Annotated in this window: 21 protein-coding genes, 1 tRNA gene and 1 pseudogene; 13 read left to right on the top strand and 10 right to left on the bottom strand. The window is 71.9% G+C overall.

Translation table 11 applies throughout. From position 1 onward, the window contains the following. Nucleotides 1–12 precede the first annotated feature (12 nt). The 7 genes from ACZ58N_RS13195 (at nucleotide 13) to ACZ58N_RS13165 (ending at nucleotide 9,827) form a co-directional block, all read left to right on the top strand. Nucleotides 13–1,332: an acyltransferase family protein gene (locus ACZ58N_RS13195; protein ID WP_471158460.1), complete on the top strand. Its 1,320-nt coding sequence runs from the start codon at nucleotides 13–15 to the stop codon at nucleotides 1,330–1,332. 28 nt (nucleotides 1,333–1,360) lie between these two features. Next, the gene (locus ACZ58N_RS13190) at nucleotides 1,361–3,157 is read left to right on the top strand and encodes an ABC-F family ATP-binding cassette domain-containing protein (protein ID WP_471158458.1); all 1,797 of its coding nucleotides are present in this window, start codon (nucleotides 1,361–1,363) and stop codon (nucleotides 3,155–3,157) included. Between the two features lie 163 nt (nucleotides 3,158–3,320). Further along, nucleotides 3,321–4,943 carry an outer membrane protein assembly factor BamB family protein gene (locus tag ACZ58N_RS13185; RefSeq protein ID WP_471158456.1) on the top strand — a complete coding sequence of 541 codons (1,623 nt, stop codon included), beginning with the start codon at nucleotides 3,321–3,323 and terminating at the stop codon, nucleotides 4,941–4,943. Nucleotides 4,944–4,984: 41 nt separating this feature from the next. Then, nucleotides 4,985–6,664: an outer membrane protein assembly factor BamB family protein gene (locus ACZ58N_RS13180; RefSeq protein WP_471158454.1), complete on the top strand. Its 1,680-nt coding sequence runs from the start codon at nucleotides 4,985–4,987 to the stop codon at nucleotides 6,662–6,664. Between the two features lie 160 nt (nucleotides 6,665–6,824). Continuing rightward, nucleotides 6,825–7,517, top strand: coding sequence for a response regulator transcription factor (locus ACZ58N_RS13175; RefSeq protein ID WP_471159207.1), 693 nt, complete (start codon nucleotides 6,825–6,827; stop codon nucleotides 7,515–7,517). Between the two features lie 99 nt (nucleotides 7,518–7,616). After that, nucleotides 7,617–8,576 carry a UDP-glucose 4-epimerase GalE gene (galE, locus tag ACZ58N_RS13170; protein ID WP_471158452.1) on the top strand — a complete coding sequence of 320 codons (960 nt, stop codon included), beginning with the start codon at nucleotides 7,617–7,619 and terminating at the stop codon, nucleotides 8,574–8,576. Between the two features lie 477 nt (nucleotides 8,577–9,053). Next, entirely contained in the window at nucleotides 9,054–9,827 is a 774-nt protein-coding gene (locus ACZ58N_RS13165; RefSeq protein ID WP_471158450.1) for a LuxR C-terminal-related transcriptional regulator, read from the top strand. Here the strand turns inward: ACZ58N_RS13165 and ACZ58N_RS13160 are convergent. Further along, complete coding sequence (locus tag ACZ58N_RS13160; protein ID WP_281208799.1) at nucleotides 9,786–10,283, bottom strand: MarR family winged helix-turn-helix transcriptional regulator; 498 nt, start codon at nucleotides 10,281–10,283, stop codon at nucleotides 9,786–9,788. The two genes, ACZ58N_RS13165 and ACZ58N_RS13160, sit on opposite strands and share 42 nt — an antisense overlap. Nucleotides 10,284–10,430: 147 nt before the next feature. Between ACZ58N_RS13160 and ACZ58N_RS13155 the strand changes: the two genes are divergently transcribed. Together ACZ58N_RS13155 and ACZ58N_RS13150 are read left to right on the top strand one after the other, a co-directional pair. Continuing rightward, nucleotides 10,431–11,321, top strand: coding sequence for a trans-aconitate 2-methyltransferase (locus tag ACZ58N_RS13155; RefSeq protein ID WP_471158447.1), 891 nt, complete (start codon nucleotides 10,431–10,433; stop codon nucleotides 11,319–11,321). 2 nt (nucleotides 11,322–11,323) lie between these two features. After that, nucleotides 11,324–11,719, top strand: coding sequence for a VOC family protein (locus ACZ58N_RS13150; RefSeq protein WP_471158445.1), 396 nt, complete (start codon nucleotides 11,324–11,326; stop codon nucleotides 11,717–11,719). A 68-nt stretch (nucleotides 11,720–11,787) separates the two neighbouring features. On the opposite strand, the gene ACZ58N_RS13145 is transcribed toward ACZ58N_RS13150, so the two are convergent. Together ACZ58N_RS13145 and ACZ58N_RS13140 are read right to left on the bottom strand one after the other, a co-directional pair. After that, nucleotides 11,788–12,462 (bottom strand): TetR family transcriptional regulator, encoded by a 675-nt coding sequence (locus ACZ58N_RS13145; RefSeq protein ID WP_385580919.1) that lies wholly within the window; start codon nucleotides 12,460–12,462, stop codon nucleotides 11,788–11,790. Then, entirely contained in the window at nucleotides 12,459–13,454 is a 996-nt protein-coding gene (locus ACZ58N_RS13140) for an acyl-CoA desaturase (RefSeq protein WP_471158443.1), read from the bottom strand. Before ACZ58N_RS13140 ends, ACZ58N_RS13145 begins: the two co-directional genes overlap by 4 nt. Before the next feature lie 327 nt (nucleotides 13,455–13,781). Between ACZ58N_RS13140 and ppc the strand changes: the two genes are divergently transcribed. After that, nucleotides 13,782–16,544, top strand: coding sequence for a phosphoenolpyruvate carboxylase (gene ppc / locus ACZ58N_RS13135; protein ID WP_471158441.1), 2,763 nt, complete (start codon nucleotides 13,782–13,784; stop codon nucleotides 16,542–16,544). 70 nt (nucleotides 16,545–16,614) lie between these two features. Here the strand turns inward: ppc and pth are convergent, their stop codons facing one another. The 5 genes from pth to ACZ58N_RS13110 form a co-directional block, all read right to left on the bottom strand. Then, nucleotides 16,615–17,205 (bottom strand): aminoacyl-tRNA hydrolase, encoded by a 591-nt coding sequence (gene pth, locus ACZ58N_RS13130; RefSeq protein ID WP_471158439.1) that lies wholly within the window; start codon nucleotides 17,203–17,205, stop codon nucleotides 16,615–16,617. Nucleotides 17,206–17,311: 106 nt separating this feature from the next. Further along, nucleotides 17,312–17,893, bottom strand: coding sequence for a 50S ribosomal protein L25/general stress protein Ctc (locus tag ACZ58N_RS13125; RefSeq protein WP_471158437.1), 582 nt, complete (start codon nucleotides 17,891–17,893; stop codon nucleotides 17,312–17,314). 182 nt (nucleotides 17,894–18,075) lie between these two features. Then, a complete protein-coding gene (locus tag ACZ58N_RS13120; RefSeq protein ID WP_031138975.1) occupies nucleotides 18,076–19,053 on the bottom strand; it encodes a ribose-phosphate diphosphokinase in 978 nt (325 codons plus the stop codon). A gap of 133 nt (nucleotides 19,054–19,186) precedes the next feature. Further along, the gene (gene glmU / locus ACZ58N_RS13115; protein WP_471158435.1) at nucleotides 19,187–20,635 is read right to left on the bottom strand and encodes a bifunctional UDP-N-acetylglucosamine diphosphorylase/glucosamine-1-phosphate N-acetyltransferase GlmU; all 1,449 of its coding nucleotides are present in this window, start codon (nucleotides 20,633–20,635) and stop codon (nucleotides 19,187–19,189) included. Between the two features lie 110 nt (nucleotides 20,636–20,745). Beyond that, a tRNA-Gln gene (locus tag ACZ58N_RS13110) sits at nucleotides 20,746–20,817 on the bottom strand. A 177-nt stretch (nucleotides 20,818–20,994) separates the two neighbouring features. On the opposite strand from ACZ58N_RS13110, the gene ACZ58N_RS13105 reads away from it, so the two are divergent. Then, complete coding sequence (locus ACZ58N_RS13105) at nucleotides 20,995–22,263, top strand: sensor histidine kinase (RefSeq protein ID WP_471158433.1); 1,269 nt, start codon at nucleotides 20,995–20,997, stop codon at nucleotides 22,261–22,263. Between the two features lie 81 nt (nucleotides 22,264–22,344). On the opposite strand, the gene ACZ58N_RS13100 is transcribed toward ACZ58N_RS13105, so the two are convergent. Then, nucleotides 22,345–22,857, bottom strand: a complete 513-nt coding sequence (locus ACZ58N_RS13100) for an SUKH-3 domain-containing protein (protein WP_471158431.1) — start codon at nucleotides 22,855–22,857, stop codon at nucleotides 22,345–22,347. 5 nt (nucleotides 22,858–22,862) lie between these two features. Continuing rightward, the gene (locus ACZ58N_RS13095; RefSeq protein WP_471159205.1) at nucleotides 22,863–23,408 is read right to left on the bottom strand and encodes a YwqJ-related putative deaminase; all 546 of its coding nucleotides are present in this window, start codon (nucleotides 23,406–23,408) and stop codon (nucleotides 22,863–22,865) included. A 230-nt stretch (nucleotides 23,409–23,638) separates the two neighbouring features. Here ACZ58N_RS13095 and ACZ58N_RS13090 point away from each other — a divergent pair, with 230 nt between their 5' ends. Then, the gene (locus ACZ58N_RS13090) at nucleotides 23,639–24,631 is read left to right on the top strand and encodes an SMI1/KNR4 family protein (protein WP_471158429.1); all 993 of its coding nucleotides are present in this window, start codon (nucleotides 23,639–23,641) and stop codon (nucleotides 24,629–24,631) included. 7 nt (nucleotides 24,632–24,638) lie between these two features. Further along, nucleotides 24,639–25,824 (top strand): annotated as a pseudogene (locus tag ACZ58N_RS13085) (SUKH-4 family immunity protein); the annotation flags it as partial.

Below are 25,824 nucleotides of genomic sequence, written 5' to 3'. Positions count from 1 at the left end.
ACCGTGGTGGACATGACAGTCACCGCACGCGACCTGGCCGCCGCGACCCCCGCGACCCGGGACCGCTACGTCGACCTGCTCCGGGTCGCCTCCCTCGGCACGGTCGTGCTCGGCCACTGGCTGATGGCGGCCGTCGCCGGTGACGGCATCGGGAACCTGCTCGCCCTCGTGCCCCCGCTCCAGGTGCTCACCTGGGGACTCCAGATCATGCCGGTGTTCTTCTTCGTCGGCGGGTTCGCGCACGCCCTCTCGTACCGCTCCCTCGCCCGCAGGGCCGACGGGCCCGTCTACGCCGCCTTCCTGAGGGCCCGCCTCCAGCGGTTGCTGCGGCCCACCCTCGTCTTCGTCCTGGTGTGGACCGCCCTCGCGCTGGCCGTCCAACTCGCCGGCCTCGACGGCGGACGGCTGACCGGCGCCGCGCTGCGGCTGGTCACGCAGCCGCTGTGGTTCATCGGGATCTACCTCGCGATGGTCGCCTTCACCCCGCCCCTGCTCAAGCTCCACGAGCGCCACGGCTGGGCCGCCTTCGCCGGGCTCGCCGGGGCGGCCGCCCTGGTGGACGTCCTGCGCTTCGCGTTCGGCGTCCCGTACGTGGAGTTCCTGAACTTCGTCTTCGTCTGGCTGGCCGTGCACCAGCTCGGCTTCCTGCGCGCCGACGGGCGCCTCACCCGCCCGGTCGTCCTGGCCGCCGCCGGCCTCGCCGGGGCCGTCCTGCTCGTCGCCGTGGGACCGTATCCGCTGTCCATGGTCGGGATGCCCGGGGAGAAGGTGTCCAACATGGCCCCGCCCACCCTCGCCCTGCTGTGCCACGGCCTGTGGCTCGTCGGCGCCGTGCAACTGTGCGCGCGGCCCGCCACGGTCTGGCTGGAGCGGCCGCGCGTCTGGCGTCGCGTCGTCGCCGCCAACGGCGTCGCCATGACCGCGTTCCTCTGGCACCTCACCGCCATGCTCGGCGTGTACGCCGCCCAGCTGGCCCTCGGCCTCGCGCTGCCCGAACCGGCCACCGCCGCCTGGTGGGCCCAGGTCCCGCCCCGGATCCTGCTCGCGGGCCTGGCCACGGCCCTGCTCGTCGCCTGCTTCCGCCGCTTCGAGGCCCCCGTGGCGGCCGCGCCGACGCCCGGGAGCGGGCCCGTCGCCGCCCTCGGGATCACCCTCGGGCTGCTCGGGATCCTCGGCCTCTCCATGACCGGCCTCGGCGGAATCCTGGAGGGCCACAGCGCCACCCTGATCGCCCTGCCCCTGACCGCGCCCGCCGCCATCGGCATGGCCCTCGCGGGCGCCCTTCTGGTGGATCGGTCGGGGTCGGCCCGGAGGGTTAGGCTGAGGGGCTGATCCACACCCCTTCCCTGGAGCGCGTCTGATGGCCGTCAATCTGGTCAATGTCGAGGCAGTCAGCAAGGTGTACGGCACCCGTACCCTGCTCGACGGCATCTCCCTCGGCGTGTCCGAGGGGGACCGGATCGGTGTCGTCGGCCGCAACGGCGACGGCAAGACCACCCTCATCCGGATGCTCGCCAAGCTGGAGGAACCCGACACCGGCCGGGTCACCCAGAACAGCGGACTGCGCATGGGCGTCCTCACCCAGCACGATTCGCTCGACCCCTCCGCCACCATTCGACACGAGATCATCCGTGACATGGCCGACCACGAGTGGGCCGGCAACGCGAAGATCCGCGACGTGCTCACCGGCCTGTTCGGCGGGCTCGACCTGCCCGGCTTCGGCCAGGGCCTCGACACCGTCATCGGCCCGCTCTCCGGCGGCGAGCGCCGCCGGATCGCGCTCGCCCAGCTGCTCATCGCCGACCAGGACCTCCTCGTCCTCGACGAGCCCACCAACCACCTCGACGTCGAGGGCATCTCCTGGCTGGCCAAGCACCTCCAGGAACGCCGTTCCGCGCTCGTCTGCGTGACCCACGACCGCTGGTTCCTGGACCAGGTCTGCACCCGGATGTGGGACGTCCAGCGCGGTGACGTCCACGAGTACGAGGGCGGCTACAGCGACTACGTCTTCGCCCGCGCGGAGCGCGACAGGATCGCCGCCACCGAGGAGTCCAAGCGGCAGAACCTGATGCGCAAGGAGCTGGCCTGGCTGCGCCGCGGCGCGCCCGCCCGGACCTCCAAGCCGCGCTACCGCATCGAGGCGGCCAACGAGCTCATCGCCGACGTGCCGCCGCCGCGCGACACCTCCGAGCTGATGAAGTTCGCCAACGCCCGTCTGGGCAAGACGGTCTTCGACCTGGAGGACGTGACGGTCCAGGCCGGCCCCAAGACCCTCCTCAAGCACCTCACCTGGCACCTCGGCCCGGGCGACCGCGTCGGCCTCGTCGGCGTCAACGGCGCCGGCAAGACCTCCCTGCTGCGCGCGCTCGCCGAGGCGGCCCGCACCCAGGGCGACGTCCAGCCCGCCGCGGGCAAGGTCATCGTCGGCAAGACGGTCAAGCTGGCCTACCTGTCGCAGGAGGTCGGCGAGCTCGACCCCTCGCTGCGCGTCCTGGAAGCCGTCCAGCGGGTCCGCGACCGCGTCGACCTGGGCAAGGGCCGGGAGATGACCGCGGGCCAGCTGTGCGAGCAGTTCGGCTTCACCAAGGAGAAGCAGTGGACCCCGGTCGGGGACCTGTCCGGTGGTGAGCGGCGCCGGCTGCAGATCCTGCGGCTGCTGATGGACGAGCCCAACGTCCTGTTCCTCGACGAGCCCACCAACGACCTCGACATCGAGACCCTGACCCAGCTGGAGGACCTCCTCGACGGCTGGCCGGGCTCGATGATCGTGATCTCCCACGACCGGTTCTTCATCGAGCGCACCACCGACACGGTGATGGCGCTGCTGGGCGACGCCTCCCTGCGGATGCTGCCGCGCGGCCTCGACGAGTACCTGGAGCGCCGGCAGCGGATGATCGAGGCGGCCGCCCCGGCGACGCCGGCCCCGGCCGCGAAGTCCACCGCGTCGGGGGACTCGCGCGCCGCGAAGAAGGAGCTCCAGAAGATCGAGCGGCAGCTCAACAAGATGTCCGACCGCGAGTCGAACCTGCACGCGCAGATCGCCGAGAACTCCACGGACTACGACAAGGTCGCCAAGCTCGACGCCGAGCTCAGGGAACTGATTTCCGAGCGCGACGACTTGGAGATGCGCTGGCTGGAACTGGCTGAAGACGCCTGATTCCGGACAGATTTGAGTACGACCCGGTCGGATAACGACCACGTCACGGGCCGGTCCTCCCTTGGGAACAGGGGTCGGACCGGCCCGTCGTATGTCGGCCACGAGTGATAGAAAGGGTCGTTCTACCGACCGACCAACCGCCTGACGCCGAAGGTATGCGCTGATGACCGAGCCGCCCCAGCCGCCGAACCAGCCGCCGTCACCTTCCGGTTACGGCCACCTGCCGGGCCCCCCGCAGCCGGGTTACGGATTCCCGCCGCAGGGGCCGAACCCGTACGCCCAGCAGCCGCCGACCGTCCCGCAGCCGCACGTGCAGAACGGCGGATACGGATTCCCGCCCCCGCCCGGCATGCCCCCCGTGCCGCCGCCGGGCCGGAGGAAGGCCACGGTCCTGATCGCGGCCGCCGTCGCCGGGGTGCTCGTCCTGGGCGCCGGCGGCTGGTTCCTCCTCGCGGGGGACGACGAGAAGGCCGTCAAGGAACCCGTCGCGCAGGGCTCCGCGCCCGTCGACGACAAGCCCTCCCCCTCGGCCTCCGTGGACAAGGGCGACGGCAACGGCACCGGCGGCTCGTTCCCGACCGACCTCAACTCCGGCCGCAAGAGCGGCGAGGACAAGGCCCTCTGGCTCAAGACCGTCAAGATGGAGGGCCCCGGCGCCGGCATCCCGACGAAGGCCCAGTGGGTGGTCGGTGACGCGGTCGTCAAGACCGTCGACAAGTCCGTCGTGGCGTACGCGGTGGCCGACGGCAAGGAGAAGTGGAAGCTCGACCTCCGTACGGAGATCTGCGGATTCACCGGTCAGACCACCCCCGACGGCCGGACCGTCATGGTGGTCAAGAACGACGACGACTCCAACTGCAACCAGATGAAGCTCGTCGACCTCAAGGCCGGCAAGGAAGTCTGGAACAAGGAAATCGTCATGGAGGGTCTCTTCAAGTCCGCCGTCGACACCACCGTCACCTTCACCGGGGACACCGTCGCCATCGGCTGGATGGGCGGCCAGGGCGCCTACCGCCTGAGTACCGGCGACAAGCTCTTCTCCGACGCGGGCCCCGAGGGCTGCAAGCCCACGGACTACGCCGCGGGCAACGGCAGGATGATCGCCGTGGCCACGTGCCTGGACGCCGACAAGACCGTCGAGATCCAGGACGCCGACCCGAACACCGGCAAGAAGACCTGGAGCTACAAGCTCCCCAAGGGCTTCCAGGTCAAGGCCGTCTACTCCGTCAGCCCGACCGTCATCGACGCCCAGAACCGCGACACCAAGCAGCGCGGCATCATCGTCCTCGACGATGATGGACAGAAGCGCAACTCCCTCTCCGGTGACGGAAACTTCGTGATCAACTGCGGCGGCAGCAGCAGTAGCGACGGCCTCCAGAACTGCGGGAGCTCCGTCGTCGACGGCGACACCGTCTACCTGGGCAGCGGTGCGGAGCTGGACACCGCGAGCGCGGAGATCGTCGCCTTCGACCTCAACACCGGCAAGACCAAGTGGCGCACCAAGGCGGGCGACAAGAAGACCTTCGTCCCGCTCAAGGCCGCGGGCGGCCAGCTGATCGCCTACCGCAGGGGCGCCCTCGACGAGCCCGGCGAGATCGTGTCGCTCCCGGCCGGCAGCGGCACGCCCAAGGTGCTCCTGAAGCTGCCCTCGGGCCCCGCCGCGAAGATCGAGGGCTCCTTCTCGTTCTCCCGGGCCGCCTACGAGGACGGCCGCTTCTTCCTGTCCGTCACCAGCCTGGTGGGCGACGGCAAGGACGAGAAGCTCCTGATGGCCTTCGGCAAGTGAACGAGTCCACCGAGCCGCCCACCGAGAGGCAGTAGCACGCCATGAGTACCCCGCCGCCCCCGCAGCAGCCCCCGTCGGGAGGCTTCGGCGCGCCCCAGCCGGTCCCGCCGCCCCCGTCGGCGCCCCCGACCGTCCCGCAGCAGCCCGCCCAGCAGCCCGGGTACGGGTACCCGCAGCAGCAGCCCGGATACGGCTACCCGCAGGCCCAGCCCGGCTACGGCCACCCGCAGCAGCCGGTCACGGTGCAGGCCCCGGCCGCGTCCCCCGCGGGCGGCGGCAACGTGGTCCGCACCCAACTGATGATCGTCGGCGCCGCGCTGGTGGCGATGGCCCTCATCATCGGCGGCGGCTTCTGGTACGTCTCCGGTGACGGAGAGGGCGGCGGCACCACCACCGCCGACGGCGGAACCCCCAGCGGCTCGGCCGACCCGAAGGCCCCCGCGGCCCCGGGCGGCACCGAGAAGGTCCCGTCCAACATCAAGTCGAAGACGCTGCTGAACGTCCCGAGCCCGAAGCCCGAGGACGTCATCTCCGTCGACGGGTCCTGGCTGACCGACTCCACCTACGTCAAGTCCGACGTGGCCAAGGTGGTCGGCTACAACCTGGTCGACGGCGGCAAGAAGTGGGAGCTGCCGCTCCCCGCCCACGTCTGCGGCGCGACCAAGCACGTCAGCGACAACAAGTCGGCCATCCTCTTCCAGGAGGCCATGCCGTCCGCCGAGAAGAAGTACCCGCAGTGCAACCAGGTCGGCGTCATCGACCTGAACACCGGCAAGCTGCTGTGGTCCGGCAACGCCAAGTCCTCCACCGGCGGCGACAAGCCCGTGGCCTTCAGCGAGGTCACCATCAGCGGCCAGACGGTCGCCGCGGGCGGCCTCAGCGGCGGCGCCGCCTGGAACCTCGCCGACGGCAAGTCCCTGTGGACGCCCAAGGTGGACTCCGAGGGCTGCTACGACCTCGGCTACGCGGGCGGCGAGGCCCTCGCGGTCCTGCGCAAGTGCGGCCGGATCCCCAACCAGAGCCTGCTCGCGCAGGTCCTCGACCCGGTCACCGGCGCGCCGAAGTCCTCGTACAAGCTGTCCCCGGGCATCGAGTGGGCGGGCATCATCTCCACGAAGCCGCTCGTCGTCGCCGCGGACGTCGGTGACACGGCCAAGAACGCCACCGGCGTCAGCGACCTCTTCGTCGTCGACGACGCGGGCCAGCTCAAGAGCCGCATCTCGCTCGCCGCCGGCACCTGGGCGCCCGAGTGCCCCGCCACCGAGGTCGAGCAGTGCTCGAAGATGGTCGTCGGCAACGGCAAGGTCTACCTGCCGACCTACGAGCACCAGGGCTCGGGCTCCTCCGTCGGCCGCACCAACGAGCTCGTCTCCTTCGACCTGGAGACCGGCAAGGCCACCTCGGACCGGGCCGACGCGGGCGAGAGCTACACCATCACCCCGCTGCGCATGGACGGGTCCAACGTGCTGGCCTACAAGTCGCCCCCCTACAACAAGGGCGGCCAGATCGTCAGCATCGACAGCAAGACCATGAAGGAGACCGTCCTCATGGAGAACCCGCCGGAGAAGACGGGCCAGCGGGCCGAGGCCCAGTTCTCGGCGGACCACTCCGAGTTCCGGTACGGCAACGGCAAGTTCTTCATCTCGCGCACGACGGTCCGCAAGCCGTACTCGGAGAAGGCCGACCCGGAATACCTCTTCGTGTCCTTCACCGCGAGCTGATCGGGAACCGACCGCGAACGATCGCCGCGGTCCGCCGCGCGCCGCGCGCAGAAGCCCCCGGAAGGGCCGCCCTTCCGGGGGCTTCTGCGCGGTATCGGGCACGCCCCGTCGAACAAGCGTGTAGCTTGCCGGGTCAGAAGGATCTGGGGTGGGAGCCTTGATGGGCGTACGGGTCGTGGTGGTCGACGAGCACCGGCTGCTGGCCGAGGCGCTCGCCTCGGCGCTCAAACTGCGCGGGCACCGGGTGCTCGCGGCCGCCGCGCCGACGGCCGGAGCGGCGGAGCTGGTCATCGGCCGCGCCCCGGAGGTCTGCCTGTTCGGCACCGCCACCCCCGCCGACCCCGGGATCTTCGAACCCGTCGCCCGGATCAAGCGCGAGCGCCCGCAGATCGCCGTGGTCGTCCTGGGCCCGGTACCCAGCCCGCGCGGGATCGCCGCCGCCTTCGCCGCCGGCGCCTCCGGCTACGTACGCCACGACGAGCGCATCGAGGGGGTGGAGCGGGCCCTGGCCAAGGCCCGGTCCGGGGAGGTGGCGATCGCCCCGCAACTGCTCCAGGGGGCCTTCGCCGAGCTCCTGAACCCCGCGGCCCAGCCCGACGACGAGGGCAGCCGACTGCTGCGCCTGCTCACGCCGCGCGAGGTGGAGGTGCTGGTCCGGGTCGCCGAGGGCGAGGACACCCGGCTCATCGCCGCCGGCATGGCCATCGCGCCGAGCACGGCCCGTACGCACGTCCAGCGGGTGCTGATGAAGCTGGGCGTGGGATCGCGGCTGGAGGCGGCCGCGCTGGCCGCGCGCACCGGCCTGCTCGACCGGGCCGCGCTGCTCCCGTCGCCCCGGTCCGCCGCGGAATGAGGCCCGCCGGCCGGCGACGATTTCCCCGGACGCGCGGAATCCGGTAAGCCAGAGACCAGCACGCGCGTACGCGTGCGTCCGCGAGAGGTTGGAGTGCGAGTGAGTAAGTACCTGGTCACCGGTGGCGCCGGATATGTGGGCAGCGTGGTCGCCGCCCGACTCCTGGAAACCGGCCACGAGGTAACGGTCCTCGACAACTTCTCCACCGGCTTCGGCGCGGGGGTTCCCGCCGGCGCCACCCTGATCGACGGCCGGATCCAGGACGCCGCCCAGCACCTGGACGCCTCCTACGACGCGGTCCTGCACTTCGCGGCCTCCTCGCAGGTGGGCGAGTCCGTCGTCAATCCCGGCAAGTACTGGGACAACAACGTCGGCGGCACCCTCGCCCTCCTCGACGCGATGCGCGGGGCCGGCGTCCGCAAGCTCATCTTCTCCTCGACCGCCGCGACCTACGGCGAGCCGGCCGAAGGCGCGTTGACCGAGGACTCGGTGACCGCCCCGACCAACCCGTACGGCGCCTCCAAGCTGGCCGTCGACCACATGATCGCGGGGGAGTGCACGGCGCACGGCCTCGCGGCGGTCTCGCTGCGCTACTTCAACGTGGCCGGCGCCTACCGGGAGTTCGGGGAGCGGCACGACCCCGAGACCCACCTGATCCCGCTGGTGCTCCAGGTCGCCCTGGGCGAGCGCGAGTCCATCTCGGTCTTCGGCGAGGACTACCCGACCCCGGACGGCACCTGCGTGCGCGACTACATCCACGTCGCGGACCTGGCGGAGGCCCACCTGTCGGCGCTGGACGTGGCGGCGGACGGCGAGCACCTGATCTGCAACCTGGGCAACGGCAGCGGATTCTCCGTCCGCGAGGTGATCGAGACCGTCCGCAAGGTCACCGGTCGGGACATTCCCGAGGTCGTCGCGCCCCGCCGCGCCGGCGACCCCGCGGTGCTCGTCGCCTCGGCGCGCGCGGCGCACGAGCGCCTCGGCTGGACCCCGACCCGCTCGGACCTCACCAACATCGTGACGGACGCCTGGAACTTCGCCCGCGAGCAGCGTGCCTGACCCGTACCGCCCCGACGCACCGCGCCCCGCACGCCCCTCGCACCCCACCGGTGCGGGGGGGGCGTGCGCGTGCGCGCCGAGCGCGGTGGACGGGCGCTCTGCGCGGGCGCCCGGCGTGCGTACGCCGGGTGAAAGGCCCCCCGTGCAACTGCCGATGGCACACTCCGGTCGGGAAATCAGCTTCCGTGCCCCCGGGACCGTCGAAAACAAGCCACGGTGAACGCCGTGCGGGACCGCCCCGCCGGAAAATCGCTCGAAAAACTTCTGCTATTCGGCCAACCGCGAGACGGCCCCGGGCCTACGCTGATGCGTGACACCGGTGGGGGCCGGTGTTGATTCAGGGGTCGAGACACGCCGGGTACGGCGTCCGGTCCGGGGTAGTGCACAGAAGTCACGGCGGCGGCTGCGACGGCCTGTGGACCTCCTGGTCCGGGCGTCGTACCCGCAGTCGTCCGTTCCCCGACCCTTGGGGGTTTTGTGGTTCGCATCCGGGTTCTGGTGGTCGACGACCACCGCATCTTCGCCGAGTCCCTCGCCGCCGCGCTCGCGGCCGAGCCGGACGTGGACGTGTCCGCGGCCGGCAGCGGTCCCGCGGCCGCGCGCTGCCTCGAACGCGCGGTGGCGGAAGGCCGCCGCTTCGACGTCATGCTCGTCGACGCCGACCTCGGCGCCGCCGCCGGGACCCTGCCCGTCCAGCGGGAACAGGGCTCCGGACCACCGTCCGGACCGGACGGGATCGCGCTGGTCGCCGGGGTGCGCGTCACCCATCCCGGGGTCCGCACCGTGGTCCTCGCCGAACGGGACGATCCCCGCAGGGCCGCGCTGGCCCTCCAGGCGGGCGCTTCCGGGTGGGTGGCGAAGGACTGCTCGCTGTCCCGGCTGCTCGCCGTCATCCGGGGGGTGCTGCGCGAGGAGACCCACCTGCCGCCCGCGCTGCTCACCGGAGTGTTGCGGGAGCTCACCGCCGCCCGCAAGCACCGCACGGACAGCGAACGGCTCGTCGAGTCGCTCACCCCGAGGGAGCACGAGGTGCTCCGCTGCATGGTGGCGGGGCTGGGCCGCAAGGACGTGGCGGCCAGGCTGTTCCTGTCCCCGCACACCGTCCGCACCCACATGCAGAACGTGCTGGGCAAGCTGGGCGTGCACTCCACGCTGGCGGCCGTGGCCCTGGCCAGGCGGGCGGGCGTACGGCCCGCCGAACTGGCCGGTCTACCCGGGGACGTTGTCGAACGGAGCGGTCAACTGGCGTAGCAGCCCGGCGAGGTCGCCGCGCTGCGCCGTCGAGAGCTGGGCCAGGATCGCCCGTTCCTGGGCCAGCAGACCCGCGAGGGACTGGTCGGCGCGGTCGCGCCCCTCCGGCGTCAGCCGCACCAGTACGCCCCGACGGTCGTTGGGGTCGGGGAGCCGTTCGACGAGGCCCTTCTTGGCGAGCCGGTCGATGCGGTTGGTCATGGTGCCCGAGGTGACGAGCGTCTGCGTCAGGAGTTGCCCGGGGGACAGCTGGTAGGGCGCGCCCGCGCGCCGCAGCGATGTCAGCACGTCGAACTCCCACGGCTCCAGCCCGTGCTCGGCGAAGGCCAGCCTGCGGGCGCGGTCGAGGTGGCGCGCGAGCCGGCTGACCCGACTGAGCACCTCAAGTGGTTCCACGTCGAGGTCAGGGCGCTCTCGCCGCCATGCCGCGACCAGTCGGTCGACCTCGTCCTCCATGCGGATCAGTGTAAGGGGTCTGTCGATATGAAGTCTCTTGAAATCAAGAATCTTGACTTCGAGATATATTCTGGCCGACCATGGGGCATGGAGGTGGCCGGAACGGCTTCCGCTTCCACTCGCCCCACCAGTAGGGAGGCTTCGAACATGCATTCCGACATCGCGCCGGCCGTGCGCCCCCCGGCCCTGGACGGTTCCACCCCGTCCGCACCCACCTGGGACCCCCAGCAATACCTCCGGCACGCGGGACACCGAACCCGCCCCTTCCTCGACCTGCTGACGCGCATATCCGAGCTGCCCACGCCTCCCGCGAAGTCCGACGAGAGCCCCGGCCTGCGCATCGCCGACCTCGGCTGCGGCCCCGGCAACGTCACCGCCCTCCTCGCCGAACGCTGGCCCGAGGCCCGGATCACCGGCTTCGACCTGTCGCCCGAGATGCTCGCCCGCGCCACGGCGGAGTACGCCGGTCCCACCGCGGGCGGCGGCCGGCTCGACTTCCGGCACGGCGACATCGCCGACTGGATGCCCGAGGAGACCTACGACCTGATCGTTTCCAACGCGGCCCTGCAATGGGTGCCCAGCCACCCCGGGTCCTTCGCGGCCTGGATCCACGGGCTGCGGCCCGGCGGCACCTTCGCCTTCCAGATCCCCGGCAACTTCGGCGCCCCCAGCCACCGGCTGCTGGCCGAACTGTGCGACACCCCGCGCTGGCACTCGCGCCTCGCCGGGCACGGCGCCCGCTACGTCCACCTCCTCGAACCCGCCGAGTACCTCGCCCGATTCACCGAGCTCGGGTGCGCCGTCGACGTGTGGGAGACCACCTACCACCAGCTGCTGCAAGGACCCGACCCGGTGCTCGACTGGGTCAAGGGCACCGCCCTGAGGCCCGTCCTGACCGCCCTGGGCGACGACCGGGAGGCCGTCGAGACCTTCCTCGCCGAATACCGCGAGGCGCTGCGCCAGGCCTACCCGCCCGGCCCCCGCGGCACCGTCTTCCCCTTCCGCCGCATCTTCGCCATCGCCCGCAAGGAGGCCTGACCGTGCTGACCGCCGTCGACCACGTGCAACTCGCGGCGCCCCCCGACTCCGAGGACGCGCTGCGCGCCTACTACGCGGGCGTCCTCGGCATGACGGAGCTGACCAAACCACCCGTCCTCGCCGCCCGGGGCGGCTGCTGGTTCGCCGTCGGCGCCGTCCAGCTGCACCTCGGGGTGGAGGAGGACTTCCGTCCCGCCCGCAAGGCGCACCCGGGCCTGCGGGTGACCGGCATCGAGGAGTACGCGCGCCGGCTCCGCGAGCGCGGGGCGCGGGTGGTGTGGGACGACGACCTGCCGGGCCACAAGCGCTTCTACTCCGAGGACCCGGTGGGCAACCGGCTGGAGTTCCTTGAGGCGCACGACCCGGCCGAGCGGGGACCGTCCGGACCCCGCTCGTAGCAACCCGACGCGACGGCGCCCCGCCACCGGATCTTCCGGTGACGGGGCGCCGTCGCCGGTTCCGCCGCTCAGTTCTTGCGGTGTCCCACGAGCCTGGGTCTGGCCTCCAGGTTCTCCAGCCCGTGCCAGGACAGGTTCACCAGGTGCGCGGCGACCTCGGCCTTCTTCGGCTGCCGGGTCTCCAGCCACCACTGGCCCGTCAGCGCCACCATCCCGACGAGCGCCTGCGCGTACAGCGGCGCCAGCTTCGGATCGAACCCGCGGGCCTTGAACTCCAACCCCAGGATGTCCTCGACCTGCGTGGCGATGTCGCTGATCAGCGAGGCGAAGGTGCCCGTCGACTGGGCCACGGGCGAATCCCGGACCAGGATCCGGAAGCCGTCCGTATAGCTCTCGATGTAGTCGAGCAGGGCGAACGCGGCCTGTTCCAGGAGCTCCCGCGGATGCCCGGCGGTCAGGGCCCCCGTCACCCCGTCCAGCAGTTGGCGCATCTCGCGGTCGACCACCACCGCGTACAGGCCCTCCTTGCCGCCGAAGTGCTCGTACACCACCGGCTTGGACACCCCGGCCTTGGCCGCGATCTCCTCCACCGACGTGCCCTCGAAGCCCTTCTCCGCGAACAGGGTGCGGCCGATGTCCAGCAGTTGCTGACGCCTCTCGGCGCCCGTCATCCGGACCCGACGGCCTCGCCGGGGCTTGTCGCTGCTGGAACTGCTGCCGTCGATCGCCACGTCCCCCATCATGCCGGGTTCGTCATCTTTTCCTGGCGTCGGGCGGCGATCCGGTCGGCCGAGGGCCACCGCACGTCCGACGCCCATCCCAGCTGCTCGAACCAGCGGATCAGCCGCGCGCTCGAATCGACCTGCCCGCGCAGCACGCCGTGCCGCGCCGACGTCGGGTCGGCGTGGTGCAGGTTGTGCCAGGACTCCCCGCAGGACAGCACCGCCAGCCACCACACGTTGCCGCTGCGGTCCCGGGACCTGAACGGCCGCTTGCCCACGGCGTGACAGATCGAGTTGATCGACCAGGTCACGTGGTGGAGCAGCGCCACGCGCACCAGCGAACCCCAGAAGAACGCCGTGAACGCGCCCCACCAGGACATCGTCACCAGACCGCCCACCAGCGGCGGGATCGCCAGCGAGAACATCGTCCAGTAGATGAAGTCGCGCGAGATCCGTCGGATCGCCGGGTCCTTGATCAGGTCCGGGGCGTACTTCTGCTGGTCCGTCTGCTCCTCGTCGAAGAGCCATCCGATGTGCGCCCACCACAGGCCCTTCATCAGGGCCGGCAGCGTCTCGCCGAACCGCCACGGCGAATGCGGGTCGCCCTCGTGGTCGGAGTACTTGTGGTGCTTGCGGTGGTCCGCGACCCAGCGCACCAGCGGACCCTCCACCGCCATCGACCCCATGATCGCCAGGGCGATCCGCAGGGGCCGCTTCGCCTTGAAGGAACCGTGCGTGAAGTACCGGTGGAAGCCGATGGTGATGCCGTGGCAGGCGAGGAAGTACATGAACACCATCAGGCCGACGTCCAGCCAGCTCACCCCCCAGCCCCAGGCCAGCGGGATCGCCGCCAGCAGCGCGAGGAAGGGGACGGTGATGAACAGCAGCAGGGCGATCTGCTCGATGGACCGCTTGTTCTCCCCGCCGAGCGTGGCGGACGGTTCGGACGGGGTACCGCTTCCGCGCGCGGAGGACGAGGGCGCGTCCTCGATCAGGTCCGGACTGGTGGTCATGGGGGTTCCCCCGGGGGGTGAGGAGTCGGCAGGCGCCGGGCGCGGACCTACGGGTCCGTAACCTACGGCGTCGTAAGTATGGCAAAGGTCCCGCATCCGGCAAGAGGAGCACGCCCGCGACCTCCCCCGGGCGCCGCGTCGCGGCGCCGCGCCCGTCCACTGGACGGGCACCCTGACCGGGCAGCGGCACGGGCCACCTATCCTGTTCTCGTCGGACAGCGCGGTCCGCACGGGCAGCCCGAGCTGCGCATCAGGACGCGGCACCGCCGCGCGCACCCGGGCAGCCCCCCGCCCAGTAGCGCTCGAACACTGCAAGGAGCCGCACCTGTGAGCAGTGCTGACCAGGCCCCCGCCACCCCCGTATCCGCCAACGCCGCGGACACGGCCAACGCCGAGCTGCGCGCGGACATCCGCCGCCTCGGCGACCTCCTCGGGGAGACCCTCGTACGCCAGGAGGGCCAGGACCTCCTCGACCTCGTCGAACGCGTCCGCGCGCTGACGCGCACCGACGGCGAAGCCGCGGCCACCCTCCTCGGCGACACCGACCTGGAGACCGCCGCCAAGCTGGTGCGCGCCTTCTCCACCTACTTCCACCTCGCCAACGTCACCGAGCAGGTCCACCGCGGCAAGGAGCTCCGGGCCCACCGCGCCGCCGAGGGCGGGCTCCTCGCCCGCACCGCCGACATGCTCAAGGACGCGGACCCCGAGCACCTGCGGCAGACGGTCAAGAACCTCAACGTCCGGCCCGTCTTCACCGCGCACCCCACCGAGGCGGCCCGCCGCAGCGTCCTGAACAAGCTGCGCCGCATCGCCGCGCTCCTGGAGGAGCCCGTCTCGGGCGCCGGCGAGCGCCGCCGCCACGACCTGCGGCTCGCCGAGAACATCGACCTCGTCTGGCAGACCGACGAACTGCGCGTGGTCCGTCCCGAGCCCGCGGACGAGGCCCGCAACGCCATCTACTACCTCGACGAGCTGCACGCGGGCGCCGTCGGCGACGTCCTGGAGGACCTCGCCGCCGAGCTCCAGCGCGTCGGCGTCGAGATCCCCGCGGGCACCCGCCCGCTCACCTTCGGCACCTGGATCGGTGGCGACCGCGACGGCAACCCCAACGTCACGCCCGACGTCACCCGCGACGTCCTGATCCTCCAGCACGAGCACGGCATCTCCGACGCCCTGGAGCTGATCGACTTCCTGCGCGGTCTGCTGTCCAACTCCATCCGCTACACCGGCGCCACCGAGGAACTCCTCACCTCCCTCCAGGCCGACCTGGAACGCCTCCCCGAGATCAGCCCCCGCTACAAGCGGCTGAACGCCGAGGAGCCGTACCGCCTGAAGGCCACCTGCATCCGGCAGAAGCTGGTCAACACCCGCGACCGCCTCGCCAAGGGCACCGCGCACGAGGAGGGTCGCGACTACCTCGGCACCGCCGAGCTGCTCACCGACCTCACCCTCATCCAGACCTCGCTGCGCGAGCACCGGGGCGCGCTCTTCGCCGACGGCCGGATGGACCGCACCATCCGCACGCTGGCCGCCTTCGGCCTCCAGCTGGCGACCATGGACGTGCGCGAACACGCCGACGCCCACCACCACGCCCTCGGCCAGCTCTTCGACCGGCTCGGCGAGGAGTCCTGGCGCTACGCCGACATGCCGCGCGACTACCGGCAGAAGCTCCTCGCCAAGGAGCTGCGCTCGCGACGGCCGCTGGCCCCCACCCCGGCACCGCTCGACGCGGCCGGGCAGAAGACCCTCGGCGTCTTCGGCGCGATCAAGGACGCCTTCGAGAAGTTCGGCCCCGAGGTCATCGAGTCCTACATCATCTCGATGTGCCAGGGCGCCGACGACGTCTTCGCCGCGGCCGTCCTCGCCCGCGAGGCCGGCCTCCTCGACCTCCACGGCGGCTGGGCCAAGATCGGCATCGTCCCGCTCCTGGAGACCACCGACGAGCTCCGCGCCGCCGACGTCATCCTCGACGAGATGCTCGCCGACCCCTCCTACCGGCGCCTCGTCTCCCTGCGCGGCGACGTCCAGGAGGTCATGCTCGGCTACTCCGACTCCTCCAAGTTCGGCGGCATCACCACCTCCCAGTGGGAGATCCACCGCGCCCAGCGCCGGCTCCGCGACGTCGCGCACCGCTACGGCGTGCGCCTGCGCCTCTTCCACGGCCGCGGCGGCACCGTCGGCCGCGGTGGCGGCCCCTCGCACGACGCGATCCTCGCGCAGCCCTGGGGCACCCTCGAAGGCGAGATCAAGGTCACCGAGCAGGGCGAGGTCATCTCCGACAAGTACCTCGTCCCCTCGCTGGCCCGCGAGAACCTGGAACTGACCGTCGCGGCCACCCTGCAGGCCTCCGCCCTGCACACCGCGCCCCGCCAGTCCGACGAGGCCCTCGCCCGCTGGGACGCGGCCATGGACATCGTGTCCGACGCCGCGCACGGCGCCTACCGGGCGCTCGTCGAGGACCCGGACCTGCCCTCGTACTTCTTCGCGGCCACCCCCGTGGACCAGCTCGCCGACCTGCACCTGGGGTCCCGTCCCTCCCGCCGCCCCGACTCCGGCGCCGGCCTCGACGGACTGCGCGCCATCCCGTGGGTGTTCGGCTGGACCCAGTCCCGCCAGATCGTCCCCGGTTGGTACGGCGTCGGCTCCGGCCTCAAGGCGCTGCGCGAGGCCGGCCAGGACGCGGCCCTCGGCGAGATGGGGGAGCGCTGGCACTTCTTCCGCAACTTCCTCTCCAACGTCGAGATGACCCTCGCCAAGACCGACCTGCGCATCGCGCGGCACTACGTCGACACGCTCGTCCCGGAGAACCTCAAGCACGTGTTCGCCCGCATCGAGGCCGAGCACGAGCTGACCGTCCGCGAGGTGCTGCGCATCACCGGCGGCAAGGAGCTCCTGGACTCCAACCCGGTCCTCCAGCAGACCTTCGCCGTCCGCGACGCCTACCTGGACCCGATCTCCTACCTCCAGGTCTCCCTGCTGGCCCGCCAGCGCGCGGCCGTCGCACGCGGCGAGGAGGCGGACCCGCTGCTGGCCCGCGCCCTGCTGCTCACCGTCAACGGCGTCGCCGCCGGCCTGCGCAACACCGGCTGACCCGCGCCCGCACGCGGGAAGGGCCCCCGTCACCGGATTCCTCCGGTGACGGGGGCCCTTCCCGTACGCCCTACGAGTTGTACGTGGACTGGGCCCGCTCCAGGCCCTCCTGGATCAGGCTCTCCACGGCGTCGGCGGACCGGTCCACGAACCAGTCCAGTTCCTTGCGCTCCGTCGAGGAGAAGTCCTTCAGCACGAAGTCGGCGACCTGCATCCGACCGGGCGGCCTGCCGATGCCGCAGCGGACCCGGTGGTAGTCCGGGCCCATCGCCTTCGTCATCGATTTCAGGCCGTTGTGCCCGTTGTCGCCGCCGCCCAGTTTCAGGCGCAGCGTCGGATAGTCGATGTCCAACTCGTCGTGGATCGCGATGATCCGCTCGGTCGGGACCTTGTAGAAGTCGCGCAGGGCCGTCACCGGGCCGCCCGACAGGTTCATGAACGACATCGGCTTCGCCAGCACCACCCGGCGGTTCGCCGGGCCCGGCGGGCCGATGCGGCCCTCGACCACCTGGGCCCGGGCCTTGTGCGCCTTGAACCTGCCGCCGATCCGCTCGGCCAGCAGGTCGGCCACCATGAACCCGATGTTGTGGCGGTTGCCCGCGTACTCCGGCCCGGGGTTGCCCAGGCCGACGACCAGCCAGGGCGCCGCGTCGTCCGACATCAAAAGCTCCTTACGCGTTGAGCCCGTACACGAGAACGACCGCCGTCCCGCTCCAGTGGAGCCGGACGGCGGTCGGTCAGCAACTGCTGAGGGGGTGGGGCGAGGCTCAGGCCTCGGTGCCCTCGGCCTCGGCGGCCGGCTCCTCGGCCTGCGGGGCCACGACCTGGAGGACGGCGATGTCGCCGTCGACGGCCAGGGTGGTGCCCTTCGGGAGGACCAGGTCCTTGGCGTGGATGGTGTCGCCGGCCTCAAGGCCCGCGATGGAGACGGTGACCTCGGTCGGGATGTGGGTGGCCTCGGCCTCGACGGAGATGGTGTTCTGGAGGGTCTCCAGCATGTTGCCGCCGGCGGCCAGCTCGCCCTCGGTGACGATCGCGACGTCGACGGTGACCTTCTCGCCCTTCTTGACGATCAGGAAGTCGACGTGCGAGATCGAGCGCTTCAGCGGGTGCTTCTGCACGGCCTTCGGGATGACCAGCTCGGTGCCGGCGTCGCCCAGGTCCAGGGAGAGCAGGACGTTCGGGGTGCGCAGCGCCAGCTGGAGGGCGTGGGCGTCGACGTTGACGTGCTTCGGCTCGGTGCCGTGGCCGTAGATGACACCGGGGGTCAGGGCGTCGCGACGGGCCTGGCGGGCGGAGCCCTTGCCGAAGGTGTCACGGATCTTGGCGGAAAGCTTGACCTCGGACATGCTCACTCCTCGTGGGGTGACGGAAATGGACGACAGTCACCCGGCCGGAACGGCCTGCTACGAAGAGCGCGTCGATAACGGAGCGTCCGAACCCGAAACGGGTGCGGCCTCCCTCGCCGAGCAACTCGTGGAGTGTACCCGGGCGGGGGAGGCCGCACCAAAAGGATCTAACCGAGGAACGGTTACTGCTGCTCCTCGAAGAGGCTCGTCACCGAACCGTCCTCGAAGACCTCGCGCACCGCGCGGGCGATCATCGGGGCGATCGACAGCACGGTGATCTTGTCGAGCTCCAGGTCGGACGGGTCCGGCAGGGTGTTCGTGAACACGAACTCGCTGACCTTGGAGTTCTTCAGCCGGTCGGCGGCCGGGCCCGACAGGATGCCGTGCGTGGCCGTCACGATGACGTCCTCGGCGCCGTGCGCGAACAGCGCGTCGGCGGCGGCGCAGATGGTGCCACCGGTGTCGATCATGTCGTCGACCAGGACGCAGACGCGGCCCCGGACCTCACCGACGACCTCGTGGACGGTCACCTGGTTGGCGACGTCCTTGTCGCGGCGCTTGTGCACGATCGCCAGCGGCGCGTCCAGGCGGTCGCACCAGCGGTCGGCGACGCGCACGCGGCCGGCGTCCGGGGAGACGATCGTCAGCTTGGTGCGGTCCACCTTGGCGCCGACGTAGTCCGCGAGGACCGAGAGGGCCGACAGGTGGTCGACCGGGCCGTCGAAGAAGCCCTGGATCTGGTCGGTGTGCAGGTCGACCGTGAGGATGCGGTCCGCACCCGCGGTCTTCAGCAGGTCCGCGACCAGACGGGCCGAGATCGGCTCGCGACCCTTGTGCTTCTTGTCCTGACGGGCGTAGCCGTAGGACGGGACGATCACGGTGATGGAGCGGGCCGACGCGCGCTTGAGCGCGTCGATCATGATCAGCTGCTCCATGATCCACTTGTTGATCGGAGCCGTGTGGCTCTGGATCAGGAAGCAGTCCGCGCCGCGCGCCGACTCCTGGAAGCGGACGTAGATCTCACCGTTCGCGAAGTCGAAAGCCTTGGTCGGCACGAGGCCGACTCCCAGCTGGTGTGCGACCTCCTCGGCCAGCTCGGGGTGGGCGCGGCCGGAGAAGAGCATCAGCTTCTTCTCGCCGGTCGTCTTGATCCCGGTCACAGCACAGTCTCCTCAGACGTCTGAAAGCTGCTCGCCCCCGTGCGCGTCCGTCCCGCACACGGTGAGCCAGCCGAATTGCGTGCACCTATCACGGTACGCCGTCGCGGGCGCACCTGTTTCCGGCCAGTTCACCTCACGGGCGGCCGGGGTCCTTGTCCGCGGTCGACTGCGCGGCCGTCGCCGCCGCGCTGCCGGGACGCTTGCGGGCCACCCAGCCCTCGATATTCCGCTGCTGGCCGCGGGCCACGGCCAGGGCGCCGGGCGGCACGTCCTTGGTGATCACCGAGCCGGCGGCCGTGTAGGCGCCGTCCCCGATGGTGATGGGAGCCACAAACATGTTGTCGGATCCCGTCTTGCAGTGTGAGCCGACGGTCGTGTGGTGCTTGTGCTCGCCGTCGTAGTTCACGAACACGCTGGCCGCGCCGATGTTCGTGTGGTCGCCGATCGTCGCGTCGCCGACGTACGACAGGTGCGGCACCTTGGTGCCCTCGCCGATCGTCGCGTTCTTCATCTCGACGTACGTGCCGGCCTTGGCCCTGGGGCCGAGGTTCGTGCCCGGTCGCAGGTATGCGAACGGGCCGACGCTCGCCGATTCCCCGATCACGGCCGTGTCCGCGACCGTGTTGTCCACGCGCGCCCGCGGACCCACCCGGGTGTCCTTCAGGCGGGTGTTGGGGCCGACCTCGGCACCCTCGGCCACGTGCGTGTTCCCGAGCAGCTGGGTGCCCGGGTGGATCAGGGCGTCCTGCCCGAAGGTCACCGACACGTCGATGAAGGTGCTCGCCGGGTCCACGACCGTCACGCCGGCGAGCATGGCCCGCTCCAGCAGGCGCGCGTTCAGCAGCGCACGGGCCTCGGCCAGCTGGACCCGGTTGTTGATCCCGAGGATCTGCCGGTGGTCCGCGCCGACGGCCGCGCCGACGCGGTGTCCGGCCTCGCGCAGGATGCCGAGGACGTCGGTGAGGTACTCCTCGCCCTGGCTGTTGTCCGTGCGGACCTTGCCGAGGGCGTCGGACAGCAGGGCCCCGTCGAAGGCGAAGACGCCGGAGTTGATCTCACGGATCGCGCGCTGGGCGTCGGTGGCGTCCTTGTGCTCGACGATCGCGGTGACGGCGCCGGTGCCCGCGTCGCGGACGATGCGCCCGTAGCCGGTGGAGTCCGGCACCTCGGCCGTGAGCACGGTGACGGCGTTGCCGTCCGCCTCGTGCGTGGCGACCAGGGCGCCGAGGGTCCTGCCGGTCAGCAGCGGGGTGTCGCCGCAGACCACGACCACGGTCCCGTCGACCGGTCCGCCGAGCTCCTCCAGCGCCATCCGGACGGCGTGCCCGGTGCCGTTCTGCTCGTACTGGACGGCGGTGCGCACGTCGGCGTCGATCGCGGCGAGGTGCTCGGTGACCTGCTCGCGGGCGTGACCCACGACGACCACGAGGTGGGTGGGGTCCAGTTCGCGGGATGCGGCGACCACGTGACCGACGAGCGAGCGCCCGCTGATCTCGTGCAGAACCTTGGGAGTGGCCGACTTCATGCGGGTGCCTTCACCCGCTGCGAGTACGACGACGGCTGCCGGGCGGGTTGCGCTCACGGGTGTGCCCTTCGGCTTCGGGTGGTGGACCCGTGAAGGATAGCCGGGCCCCAACATCCACAAACGAAGCCGGGTCCCGACCGTGGAGGTCGGGACCCGAACGTGCGAAGCTCCCCCGCCAGGACTCGAACCCGGACATAAGGCACCAAAAGCCTCAGTGCTGCCAATTACACCACAGGGGAATATCCCTATCGAACCGGACGGTAACACCCGCCGGTTGATTCGACGGCACCTACTATGCCGCAACACCACGCCTCGACGCGACGGAATGGATCAGCGCCTCGTCGTACGCGCGCCGTGCCCGCGCCCGCGGAAATCGGCTCGCCCGGGCGCGGGACCCCCTGCGTACGCTGGTCGGCATGACCGGTACGGGGGAAGAACGGGGCGGGGCCGAGCGGGACGGGCCCTGGTGGTGGGAGCGGCGGCGGGGTGCCGTCCTGGACGTGGGGCTGGGGGTGGTGTCCGCCGTCGAGTGCGCCCTGGAAGGGGTGCCGACCGCCCGCGAGGCGGGCGTGCCCGTGGTCGTCGGGGTGCTGTTCGGGCTGGTGGTGGGGTCCACGCTGGTGCTGAGGCGCCGCTGGCCCATCGCGGTGGCCCTGGTGGGCATCGCCGTGACCCCGGCGATGATGGGCTTCCTGCTGGGGGTGGTCGGGCTCTACACGCTCGCCGCGTCCGAGGTGCCGCGGCGGATCGTGGCGACGCTCGCCCCGATGGCACTCGCAGGGACGTTCGTCGTGACATACCTGCGCACCCGGGGCGACGTCGAGGCCGACAGCACGCTCGTGTTCGTGCTGTCCGCGTTCATGGCGGTGGCGCTGACCGTGCCGCCCGTGCTCCTCGGCCTGTACGTGGGCGCCCGACGCCGACTGATGGAGAGCCTCCAGGAGCGCGCCGACTCGCTGGAGCGCGAGCTGTCGCTGCTGGCGGACCGGGCGGAGGAGCGGGCCGAATGGGCCCGTACGGAGGAACGGACGCGGATCGCGCGCGAGATGCACGACGTCGTGGCGCACCGGGTGTCCCTGATGGTCGTGCACGCCGCGGCCCTCCAGGCCGTCGCCGCGAAGGATCCCGCGAAGGCGGCGCGCAACGCCGCGCTGGTCGGGGACATGGGCCGGCAGGCCCTCACGGAACTGCGGGAGATGCTCGGCGTGCTGCGGTCCGGGTCCTCGAAGCCGGTGGCGCCCCCGCCTGCGGCGTGCCCGCCCGCGGGGGGATTCGACGAAGGGCCCTCGCTGGAGGAGTTGGAGGCGCTCATCGGGCAGTCCCGGACGGCCGGGATGGTCGTCGAGCTGCTGGTGCAGGGGGAGGGGCGGGAGGTCACGTACCCGGCGGAGGTGGAGCAGACCGCCTACCGCGTGGTGCAGGAGGCCTTGACCAACTGCCACAAGCACGCGCCGGGCGCGCGGGTCGTCGTACGGCTGGCGCACCGGGACGGGGAGGTCGCCATGCAGGTGGAGAACGGGCCCTGCGCGGCCGACGTGACCCGGCCCGGGCTGCCGAGCGGGGGCAACGGGCTCGTCGGGATGCGCGAGCGGGTCGTGGGCCTCGGCGGCGTGTTCGTGTCGGGGCCGACGGACGCCGGTGGCTTCCGGGTCTCGGCGGTGTTGCCGCGCGTGCGGCCGGCGTAGGGTCCCGCCGGCGGGACGGGGCGGGGGGCCGGGTCACCGGATTCCCCGCCCGCGGCCGTGTCCGGGGTCGGTGGCGGGGGCTCAGGGCTCCGTGCTCAGGCGGACCGGTTGGAGGCCCGTCAGGAGCAGGGTCAGGGCCTCGTCGAGGCCGGCGCCCAGGTACCAGTCGCCCGTGTGGTCGATGCCGTAGACGCGGCCCTCGCGGTCGATCGCCAGGTGGGACGCGCCGTCGGAGTCCACCCCGAGCGGGCAGAGCCGGGTCGACAGGGCCCGGCCGAGGTCGGCGAAGGTGCGGGCCAGGTGCAGGCCGGTGAGCGGGTCGAGACGGATCGGGGTCGGGGCTATCTGGCGGCCGGTCCCGGGTGCGGCCACGATGAGCCCGCCGAACTCCGCCCAGGCCTCGACGGCCGCGGGGAAGACGGTGTGGCGGTGGCCGGCCGGGGTGGTGTGGTCGCGCAGCGCGTCGGCCCAGTACTCGGCCTGCTTGATGTCCCAGCGGCCGGGCTCCCAGCCGGCGGTGCGCAGCGCGGAGTCCACGGGACCCGGGAAACGGGTGGCCGAGGAGCGGTCGTAGGAGGCTGAGGAGGCGGTCATGGTGGCTACTCGGGGTGGGTGAGGTCGACGGGGCGTACGCCGAAGTGGTTGAGGAGCGGGTCGCAGGAGCGGCAGGGCGGTGCGTAGCTGCCGTGCAGCGGGTCGCCGTCCTCCCGGATGCGGCGGGCGGTGATCCGGGAGTGCTTGAGGGACCGGCGGGCCTCGCCGGCGGTCAGGGGCTTGCGGGAGGCGCGCCTGCTGCGGGCGCCTTCCACGGCGGCGAGGTGGCGGGAGATCAGGATCGCCTCCGGGCACCGGCCGGTGAAGCGTTCGCGCTGGCCGCTGGTGAGGGTGTCGAGGAAGTCCTGGACGAGCGGGTGGAGCACGGGAGGCTGGTCGGCCTTGCCGGCGGTGCCCGTCAGGGTCTCGCCGCGCACGGAGAGCGCGGCGGCGACGGTGGGCAGGATTCCGTCCCGGCGGAAGCGCAGGACGGGCGGTGCGGCGCCGTCGGTGCTGCTCCAGCGCAGGCGGGGATCGCCGGTGGCGCCGGCGTCCGTCGGTTCCGCGTGGTCGGTGCGGGTTGCCGTGTTTCCTGGTGTCGCGGTCTGCATGGTCGCGCCTTCCCTCCCGTGGCGGCGGTGGTGGCCGCTGTCGCGCACGCCCCCGTGCTGCGGGGACAGCCTGTCAAATGTCACCTGCCGTGTGGAAGCGGGGTCGAATATTCGTATCAATTCGGATGTTCCTGCCTGGTGCGCGTGCGCACTGGGTAGGGACGGGTGCCGGTCTTGCCCGAACGCTTAGGCTGTGGCGAACCAGCCAGATCCAGCAGGGGGCTACCGCCATGACGACAGGTCGGCTCGGGCAGCAGGCCGCGCCACCCAACGCCGCTTACTCGGGGCAGGTCGTGCACTTCCCGGACCCGGTCCGGGCCGCCCGCCATCCCCATGGAGTGCGGATGGACGGGGACGGTCATCCCGATTTCTCGCGCTACGCGCGTGCCGCGGTGGAGATCGCCGAGCCCCCGGAGGGCTTCGGCGTCGACGAGCTGCGCCTGACGGACTGCGTCTCCGCGAACGCGGCGATGCGCGCGGCGGGCCACGAGCTGTGGGACACCGTCGGACCCGTGGCGACCCCGCACGGCTGGACCTGGCACCACGTCGCCGGGACGCGCCGGATGGAGCTGGTCCCCGTCGAGGTCAAGGCGCTGCTGCGGCACCACGCCGGTCTCGCGACGGCCCCGGTCGACCACGACAAGCGCGGTACGCGTCCCCTCCAGGAAGTGCGCCCGGCGCACCTGGAACTGCCCAAGACGCTGGTGTCGGTGTCCGAGCAGCAGGTGCAGGGCGTCGAGGAGGACCTCGGCTACCGGCTGCCCGAGGCGTACCGGTCCTTCCTCAAGGCGGCGGGCGGCTGCGCCCCCGTGGGAGCCGGCCTGTTCGTGGAACTGGGCCTGCTCGTCGACCAGCCGTTCTTCACGGTGCGCGACGAGGCGGCGATCAACGACCTCGTCTACGTCAACAAGTGCCTGCGCGACCACCTGACGAAGGACTACCTGAGCGTGGCCTTCGTACAGGGCGGATTGATCGCGGTGAAGGTGAAGGGCCAGGCGATCGGTTCCGTCTGGTTCTCCCCGTTCGACGACGCGCGCGACCGGGACGGTTGGTCGGTGCAGGAACGGGTGGATCAGTTGCTGCTGCCGTGCGGTGCCGATTTCGATGCCTTCCTGGAGCGCCTGGCGGGCAACCCGCCGGAGCTGGAGACGGTGGCCGGTCTGATGGTGGACGGCGGATTCGCACGTTCGGTTCCGGTGCTGAGTCCGGGCATGGAGGGTTGATCGCACTGTGGTGACGTTTGCGCAGGCGCAGGAACGCGCCGAGGAGTGGATCAACGGGGACGTCCCCGCCTACCAGCACCGGGAGGTGCGCGTACGCGAGTTCGGTCTCGGGTTCGTCGTGTGGGCCGAGGACCGGCCCACCGGTCCGGTGTCCGGCGGCGGCCGGCAGCGGCTGGTCATCGCGCGGGACAGCGGCGAGGTGACGCTGTGGCCGGGGCTGCCGGTCGGCGAGGTCATCAGGCGGTACGAGGAGGAATACGGCGCCGCGGCCGCGACGGCCCCCGCCGAACCCTCGGTGCCGCAACCGCGGATCGACTCCGAGATGACCTCGTTCATGCTGAGCCCGCCGGAGTGGCTCCAGGAGGCGGCCGACCGGGCGGGGATCCCGCGGAGCGGGGGCTCCTCCTCGGCACCGGCCTCTCCGTCGCCGGTGTCGCCCGCCCCGCCCGCTCCGGTCGTCCCGGCCCCCGAGCCCGCGCCGGCTCCCGGCGCCGCCGGCGAGCCGGTCCCGCTGCGGCGCGGGGGCGAGGTCCCGTACGAGCCGACCGCGAACGACGGGGTACCGACCGGGGCCACGCCCTGGGCCGGGACCGACGTGAACTCAGGCGCCGACGAGGCCTCCGTGCCCCTCCCCGCGACGGTGTTCGCGCCGCCGCTCTCCGGATCGGACCTGGAGGAAGCGCCCTCGTCCACCGGTGTGGCTCCGGAGGCGCGGACCACGCTGATGCCCGGTGGCAGCCAACTGCCGAGGACGGCCGTCGTACCCGCGGTGGGGCCGCGCCCGGAGGCGGCGGACATCGCCGACGCCCCGACCAGCAAGGCCCAGGTCTCCCGGCCGGGTGGCCCCGCGGGCGGCTCCGCCGGTGGGGCGGCCGGCGTGGCGGGTGCGGCCGGCGCGGCCGGTGGGCCCCCGCAGCCGCCCGGTGCTCCCGGCGCTCCCGGTGCGGGGCAGCCGCCTGCGCCTCCCGGTGCTCCCGGTGGGTCCGTCGGGGGCGGGCTCGATCATGCCGCGACGATGTTGGCGGGTCCGGCGGTGGGTCGGCCTCCGACGCCGCCCGGTCCGCCCGGCGCTCCCGGCGCTCCCGGCGCTCCTGGCGCGGGGCAGCCGCCTGCGCCTCCCGGTGCTCCCGGTGGGTCCGTCGGGGGCGGGCTCGATCATGCCGCGACGATGTTGGCGGGTCCGGCGGTGGGTA

Source organism: Streptomyces sp. NPDC040432 (assembly GCF_055595445.1).
Note: the sequence above shows the minus strand (reverse complement) of the source record. Positions and strands in the feature narration are given on the sequence as shown.